Origin of the sequence: Paraburkholderia sp. BR13439 (assembly GCF_040948805.1) — a bacterium.
Classification (GTDB): domain Bacteria; phylum Pseudomonadota; class Gammaproteobacteria; order Burkholderiales; family Burkholderiaceae; genus Paraburkholderia; species Paraburkholderia youngii.
Map to the genome: position 1 here is coordinate 597772 of NZ_JBFPKN010000002.1, position 7085 is coordinate 604856.

Sequence of the window (7085 nt, forward strand, 5' to 3'; positions counted from 1 at the left end):
GGAATCGAGGTGCCGAGCGATGCCCAAACGCGCCGAACCGAGGTCCGAAGTCGTATTTCGCGTCGCCAAACCGCGCAAGCGCCCTTACCTGCTCTCAGACGGGAACGGGCTTGCCTTACGCATCTGGCCGGACGGAAGCAAAACGTGGCTGCTCCGTTATCGCCGCCCGAGTACTGGCAAAGAAAATTTTCTCAGTCTTGGTCCCTATCCCGAAGTTGCACTCGTCGACGCGCGCAAGTCCGCTGCGATCACGCGTAGTCTCGTGCGTGATGGTACTGATCCAGTCGAGCACCGCAGAGCCGAAGCCGCTGCACGCAAACGAGCCGCTGAAGGGGCGTTCCATCTCGTCGCGGAGAATTGGCTCGCGTTCAAGCGCAAGGAGTGGGCCGTCGAGACTTACCGCAAGGCGGAGTTCGTAGTTCGGCAATACCTGATCCCGCCACTACGCAACAAGCCCATTTCGACGCTCGCGACATCGGAAGTCAAACCGGTGTTGGAAGCAATAGCGGAGCATGCTCCCAACCTCGCAACCAAGGCACGCCAATACGTGGGCGGCATCGTGACGTACGCGATCCACCATAGCCTGCGGGAGGACGGTGTTCCGTTGTCGCTGCGCGGCGTCATCCCGCGACACGAGAAAGGCCACATCCCGGCGATTACGAAACCCACGGATATCGTCCCGCTGGTGCAAGCCATCAATACCTATAAGTCACCAATCACCAGGGCCGCACTGAAACTGACCATGCTCACGGGCTTACGCCCCGGAGTGATCGCAGCCGCACCGTGGGACGAAATTGACCTGAAAGCGGGCGAATGGCATGTTCTGGCCGTACGAATGAAGATGCGCCACGACCATATTGTGCCCTTACCTAAGCAAGCGGTTACGTTGCTCGGCGAGTTGCAGTCGCTCACAGGCCGCGGACACTATGTGTTTCCATCTCCCGCTCGCCAGAAAACGCCGCATTTACATCGAGACGCGTTAAGCAAGGCTTTGCGCGAGATGGGATTCAAAGGAAAGCACGCTACGCACGGATTCCGGGGCATGCTGCGGACCGTTGGCCGGGAGCGACTCGGCATCGACATCGACGTCCTGGAAGCGCAACTCGCGCATGCAAAACGAGGTGACATACAGAAGGCTTATGACAGAACAACTTTCGACGACGATCGTCGCCGCGTGATGCAAGAGTGGGCGGACTATATCGACGGACTATGCAGAACAACGCCGGCAAGTGGCGCAGTCGATTGACCGCGGTTCGCACGATATGTCGCTCACGAATGCGCATACCGATGACCGCGAATCCCCACTCGATTAGCAACTGCCCACCGCAAACCCAACGCTGGGCCTGACACGGGCCCCATGGCGCCCGCCAATACCGTCAGCGATACCGACATTCCCGCCCGGCACTCAACGGCCTTGGGTGGGCCGCATCGGAAAATCAGCACCGCCTGCTTAACAAAGATCGTCTAAACCATGCATCTCCAGTTCACTTCGGAGGTTGATACCGTCTGCGATACCGTCAGGTCACAACTGCCTAACTGAGCCGACCGGCGGCTGGCCGGCGACTATCGACTGCTGCCGAGTTTAACGTGTGCGTACTGTTCGACCCGATTCAGCCAGTCGCCCAGTCGCGACCTGCGCGGCTCTTCTCCGACAAGGGGATCAGACAAGGATGTAGAGGCGAGACACTGGCGCGCGGATTGACGCAATAGCATGTACAACACAGTGGGCGGCACATCTATCGCGTGGCCTTGCGCCCCCTGTCGTCGCATCAGAACGGCCGTCTGTTTATCGCAAGTCCGGAGATGCAACAGTCACGTGGCTACGGCTGACGGCGGAAGCCTGGAGCGCGCGCGCCGTAGCGAGAGACACATATCCATCACGGCCGCTCGCAGCCGGACTCTCATTTGCCGTCACGGCGCGATGAAACTGGGCGACCCCGGCGACATACAGGTCACCATGCGAGACCTCGATCCGCTCTTCGCCTCGTGCGGTACGCAGCGTGACTTCCCCGACGGGCCGCTGGGTCATCACATCACGCCCGATCAGTGAGCCTTCAGCACCGTGCACCTCGAGTCCCGTCGGCGCGAAGGGAACGGTAAACGCATCGTGGATCTGCGCAAGCACCCCATTATCGAAGCGGATGATGCCCATCACGCCGTCCGCGAGCCCCGCCTGTCCCAAACCGCCGGACGTGGTCATGGCACTCACTTCGACAGGTTCGGCGTCGAGCAGGAAGCGCAATGTATCGACATCGTGTACCGAGATGTCGAGCACGACGCCGCCGCCGGCCTCTGGCCGTTCGATACGCCAGCCGCGCAAGTGCGGCGGCAACGACACCGCGTGAAAGACGCGCGCAAACAGCGGCGTGCCGATCGCGCCTGCCCGGATCAGATCGCGCATGCGTCGATGCGTGGCCGCGCAGCGCAGATGGTGATTGGTTGCGAGTACGACCTGATGACTGCCACACGCTTCGATCATCTGTCGTGCGTCGTCGGTAGTGAGCGCGAGCGGCTTCTCACAGAGAACATGCTTGCCCGCGGCAGCCGCGGCGAGAACCTGTGGCAAATGCTTCTCGTTGGTGCTGCTGATATAGATCGCGTCGATCTGCGGGTCTGCAAGCACTTCGTTCAGGTCCGCGCTCGCTTGCGGAATCGCATGTTTGTCCGCGAACTGCCGGGCGCGCGCAAGGTCGCCACTGACGATGGCCTTTATCGCTCCGTCGGGTTGAGCGCGTATGGCGTTGATCATCCATTCTTCTGCAATCGTGCTGGCGCCGACTAGCGCCCATTGAACAGCAGTTCCCATCTTCCGTCTCCTTTCAGGTCGGTTCAACAATCCGGTTTGCAATGGCCGGCGGCCCAAGACTGCGACACAGTGATTCCCCCACGCGCAACGCCTGGGCAGCGATCGTCAACGCCGGATTCAAGGCGGCGGACGATGGAAAGAAACCGGCATCGACTACGTAAAGGTTGTCGTGGTCGTATGCCTTGCACAGCGGATCCAGCGGCGACGACGCCGGATCGTCGCCAAAGCGCACTGTGCCGCATTGATGCGACGGCGTGTCTTCACCAAATCGGCGGCTCACGACCAAAGGGAATCCTGAGCGACGCAGTATTTTCTTCGTCTCGCTGACAAGTCGCGCATGTGGCTTCAGATTCGTGCGTTTCCACAGAAGCCTGATCTCGCCCTGCTCCGTCAGTTCGATCCGGCTATCGTGATCCGGCAGATCCTCGGACATCGCATACAGATCGACACTGTGCTCACTCAGATATCGAAGCGCCCGCTTCGGCATGTAGGGCATCGCGCCACGCAGCATCGCTTCGCGAATCTTCCCGAGCATCTGGATATTGCCAAGCGGCCACTCGTCGTGTTTTCCAGCAAAATAGAAGTCGTTGACGGACAGCGTTTTCGGAAACCGGGTGTCGTTCACGTGGCGTGGGTCGATCGCGAGTATTGCCGTGCAGTTGTGGTTCATGTAATACCGCCCCACACTACCCGACGAGTTCGCGAGTCCCCGCGGCATACGTGAATTGGCCGACGCGAGCAACAAGGCGGCGCTGTTGATTGCGCCGGCAGAGAGAATGAAGGTATCGCCGGTCACAGTCTTGCGCCCTTCGCGCGCTTCGACTTCCGCCGATACGATCCTTTTCCCCGTCGCGTCCGTGACCAGGCGGGTGACGCGTGCGCCCGTCATGAGTGTGACTGAACCGCGCCTCAGAGCCGGACGCAACAGGCATTTTTCCGCGTCGCCCTTTACATCGATGCGGCAAGGAAAGGCATCGCAGGTCCCGCAACGAATGCAGCCTCCCCCTGAGCCCAGATCGATAGAGGTCGGCATATGGAAGGGATGCAGCCCCTGGCGTTCGAAGTCGTGACGCAGCCTCGCAATCGCCGGTTCGTCCGGTACCGGAGGATGCGGATAGGGTCGAGAATGAGGCGGCTCCGTCGGATCGGCGCTCGAGTCTCCCCTGATTCCAAACAGCGATTCGGCAAGGTCGTAGTAGGGTTCCAGGTCGGCGTACGAGATCGGCCATGCGGGGGAAATGCCCTCTTCGTGCTGCACCTCCCCGAAATCCGCCTCTCTGAATCGAAACATCGCCGTCCCGAAGAATTTCGTGTGCCCGCCAACGAAATAGTATTGACCTGGGCGATACCGTCGGCCCACGCGGTCCAGCCAGGTTTCGCGCGTCCGGTAACGAAGCTGCCCAAATACGGCCTCGGCATCCCAGTTCTCCAACTCCCGCGGCAGATTTTCGCCGCGTTCGATGACCAGCACGCGCGCGTCCGTCTGCGCCAGTTGCCACGCAACGGCGCTCCCTCCTACACCCGAACCGATGATGACGACGTCGGCGTGCATTGCAGTCTCCCTATCTTCTATTGACCGCGCCGTGCTCGTCGTGACGATTTCACGGTGCGAGTCTGACCTCGCGTGGCTCGCCGCGCGTGGGATGCTACGGACCGGGTTGCCGGATCAGAGATCGAATCCGAGCTGTGTTTTGCCCAGATCCGTCAGGCTGGCTTCGGTTGCCCGGCCGACGAAATCGGTCTCGAAGTTGTCGGCCGGAAAATCGGGCGGGCTTTCGCCTCTCAGGAAGGTCGGCAGTTGCCGTTTCAGGTATTCGTCATTTTTCGCGCAGCCGGGTGCCGCCGCGATGTACATCACGTTGCTGTATCCGGTTCCACGATGGGCGTCCTCGACTGCATGAATTACATCGCTGTGCCAGAACACGGTGTCGCCGGCCTGCATCAATGGAATCGACGAAAGCGCTTCGTGCAACGGTGCATGCCACTTTGCATCGATCGACAGGGCGCGGCCCGGCATTGCGCCACATAGATCGTCGTCTGAGACGTCGTCCTGAAGCGCCCGCAACAACACGTACACCATTGCGTTCGCGATCGGCACCAGCTGCAAGGTGCCGTCGCCTGGCCCCTGCGGAGTGAGCGCGGTCCACCCCTGGAAAGTGCGGAACATCGAACATACAGTCGGGGAACGAATCTCCCGGGCTTGCGGCCGCCATGCCGCGTCGAACGCATCGTACCGGCGCCAGTCGCCGCTGAAGACGTGCCGATAGACGCACCGGAAGTTGTCATCGAGCCAGCGCTCCACCGACCCGCCATCGCAATGTGCGGAGAGCCCCAACGACTCAGAACCCGGAGGACGCCGGCGCAGGCGGCCCGCGTAGACCGGAACCCTGTCCGGATCAAAGTGAATCCGGCCTTCACTCTCCCACTTCCAGAGCCTGTTCAGGAAGACGCGTGTCTCAGTGAGTTCGGCAGACTGACGTGCCTCCACTTGAGGACCAGACCAGTAAATGCCATAAATTTGCGGCTTGCTCGATGCGAGGGTGCCGAAAAACTTGTCCTCGGCCCGGTGGGCGAGTTTGTCGTCGAGGCGATTACGCTCGACGTACTGCGCGATTTCTTCGTCCCACGCCCCGGCGCGTTCCGCGCTGAACACACCGCGCACGACACACGCGCCACGGTCCTTGATCGTCGCAATCGTTGCTGCGCTCACGCGTCCTTCAGCAATGTCCGCATACTGGATCTCGGGGATCACCGCGTCGCCGTGCTGGCGCTCCTGCGCAATCACCTCGACCTTGCGCCTGATTTCGGCGTCGACCTGCTCGAACACTTCCCTGTAGTTGGGAAGTCTCTGGCGCAGCTGCTTCTTCACCGACCGGATCGCCGCCGGCAGATCTTCAATGTGCAGGGATTCCATGATGCGTCTCCGCGTGTGCTGCAGTGTCCAAATCTTAGCCGCCGTCGTGCTCGAGAAGAGATACAATTTGGACAATCTCTTCGCGTATCCGGCCATGAAACCAGCATACGAACACGTCACGATGGATGCCGGATGTTCCATCCGGGTCTATCACCGTAAGCTCGCCCGCATCCCGTTCGAATGGCATCACCATCCGGAGTACGAACTTACGCTGACGATGAATAGCCGTGGCAAGCGATACATCGGTGATTCGGTCGCCGACTATGAAGGCAACGACCTGGTGCTCGTTCCGCCGGATCTGCCCCATACATGGGCCTCGAACAAGTCGATCGACGCTGCGGCACCGCAGGTGGCGATCGTGATCTGGTTTAGCGGCGACTGGGCCAGACGGATCGCGGACTGCTGCCCAGAATACGAACCGCTCCGCACGCTCTTGCGCCGGGGCGCATCCGGCCTCGCCTTTTCATCGGAAGCCGGATTGGCAGTGAGTCAGCAACTTGAAGCCCTGCTATCCAAATCGCCGAGGCAGCGCTTGAGCGCCGCGCTCGATCTGTTGTGCGGACTGGCCGACAGGGACGCGACGCCACTCGCTTCCCCGGCCGCCTTCAACCAGGGGCAGGTGGGCCGGCCGTCGGGCCACGAACCCGAACGCCTGAATCGCGCGTTGAGCGTCATCGACGCACGTTTTGCCGAGCGCCTGACGCTGCAGGAACTGGCCGAAGCGGCGACGCTGTCCGAGCGCACGCTCAACCGGTACTTCGTTCAGCATCTGGGCGAGAGCGTCGGCAAATACCTGAATCGGGTGCGCATCGGCCACGCGTGCCGGATGCTCGCCACGACGTCGTGGCCGGTCTCCCTCATTGCTTCGCGATCGGGGTTTCCGAACGTCGCCAACTTCAACCGGCAATTCCGCGCCGTGAAGCAGACGACGCCAGCCGCTTATCGCGAAGCGTTTGCGGGAACGAACCCGGCCCCGGAGGATTCGTTGTCCCTCGAAACCAGGTCGCCTTCCCTGGAAAAGCACTAGCAGGCTGTTGAAATACACCTCACTGATGCGCGGCTCATCGTTCCAACGAGCCGTCGCGCGAGGTTGGTTCATTTCGATTTGATGCCGGATGCCCTCAATTCGGGTGGAGCCAATGTCATCTTCTCGCCGAATTTCGCTCCTACGTCGCTTTTGCGGCGAGCGTGCGCATGCGAGTCAAGTTGTAGGCCGCCTGAGTCAACAGGAAGAGTTGGTCAACTCGCTGCAGCCCTCGATACATCACCTGCCGAATCCTGCCGACCGTCTTGCTCCAGCCAAAGACCTGCTCGATGCATTTGCGCTTGCGCTGACTGATGGCGTAGCCGGGCCAGCGCGTTGTG

At 61.0% G+C, this 7085-nt stretch carries 6 protein-coding genes; 2 read left to right on the plus strand and 4 right to left on the minus strand.

Annotated elements, in window-relative coordinates; translation table 11 throughout:
- Nucleotides 1-19: 19 nt before the first annotated feature.
- Nucleotides 20-1246, plus strand: a complete 1227-nt coding sequence (locus AB3X96_RS06690) for an integrase arm-type DNA-binding domain-containing protein (RefSeq protein WP_184225769.1) — start codon at nucleotides 20-22, stop codon at nucleotides 1244-1246.
- Between the two features lie 540 nt (nucleotides 1247-1786).
- Here the strand turns inward: AB3X96_RS06690 and AB3X96_RS06695 are convergent.
- From AB3X96_RS06695 to AB3X96_RS06705, 3 genes are all read right to left on the minus strand, one after another.
- Complete coding sequence (locus tag AB3X96_RS06695; protein WP_368589055.1) at nucleotides 1787-2806, minus strand: Gfo/Idh/MocA family protein; 1020 nt, start codon at nucleotides 2804-2806, stop codon at nucleotides 1787-1789.
- 13 nt (nucleotides 2807-2819) lie between these two features.
- Complete coding sequence (locus AB3X96_RS06700) at nucleotides 2820-4358, minus strand: FAD-dependent oxidoreductase (protein ID WP_368589056.1); 1539 nt, start codon at nucleotides 4356-4358, stop codon at nucleotides 2820-2822.
- Between the two features lie 114 nt (nucleotides 4359-4472).
- Complete coding sequence (locus tag AB3X96_RS06705) at nucleotides 4473-5720, minus strand: DUF1479 domain-containing protein (protein WP_368589057.1); 1248 nt, start codon at nucleotides 5718-5720, stop codon at nucleotides 4473-4475.
- A 94-nt stretch (nucleotides 5721-5814) separates the two neighbouring features.
- Between AB3X96_RS06705 and AB3X96_RS06710 the strand changes: the two genes are divergently transcribed.
- Nucleotides 5815-6747, plus strand: coding sequence for a helix-turn-helix domain-containing protein (locus AB3X96_RS06710; RefSeq protein WP_184225925.1), 933 nt, complete (start codon nucleotides 5815-5817; stop codon nucleotides 6745-6747).
- 139 nt (nucleotides 6748-6886) lie between these two features.
- On the opposite strand, the gene AB3X96_RS06715 is transcribed toward AB3X96_RS06710, so the two are convergent.
- Nucleotides 6887-7085 (minus strand): transposase (locus tag AB3X96_RS06715; RefSeq protein ID WP_368589058.1); only part of this gene is annotated, 199 nt, incomplete at its 5' end.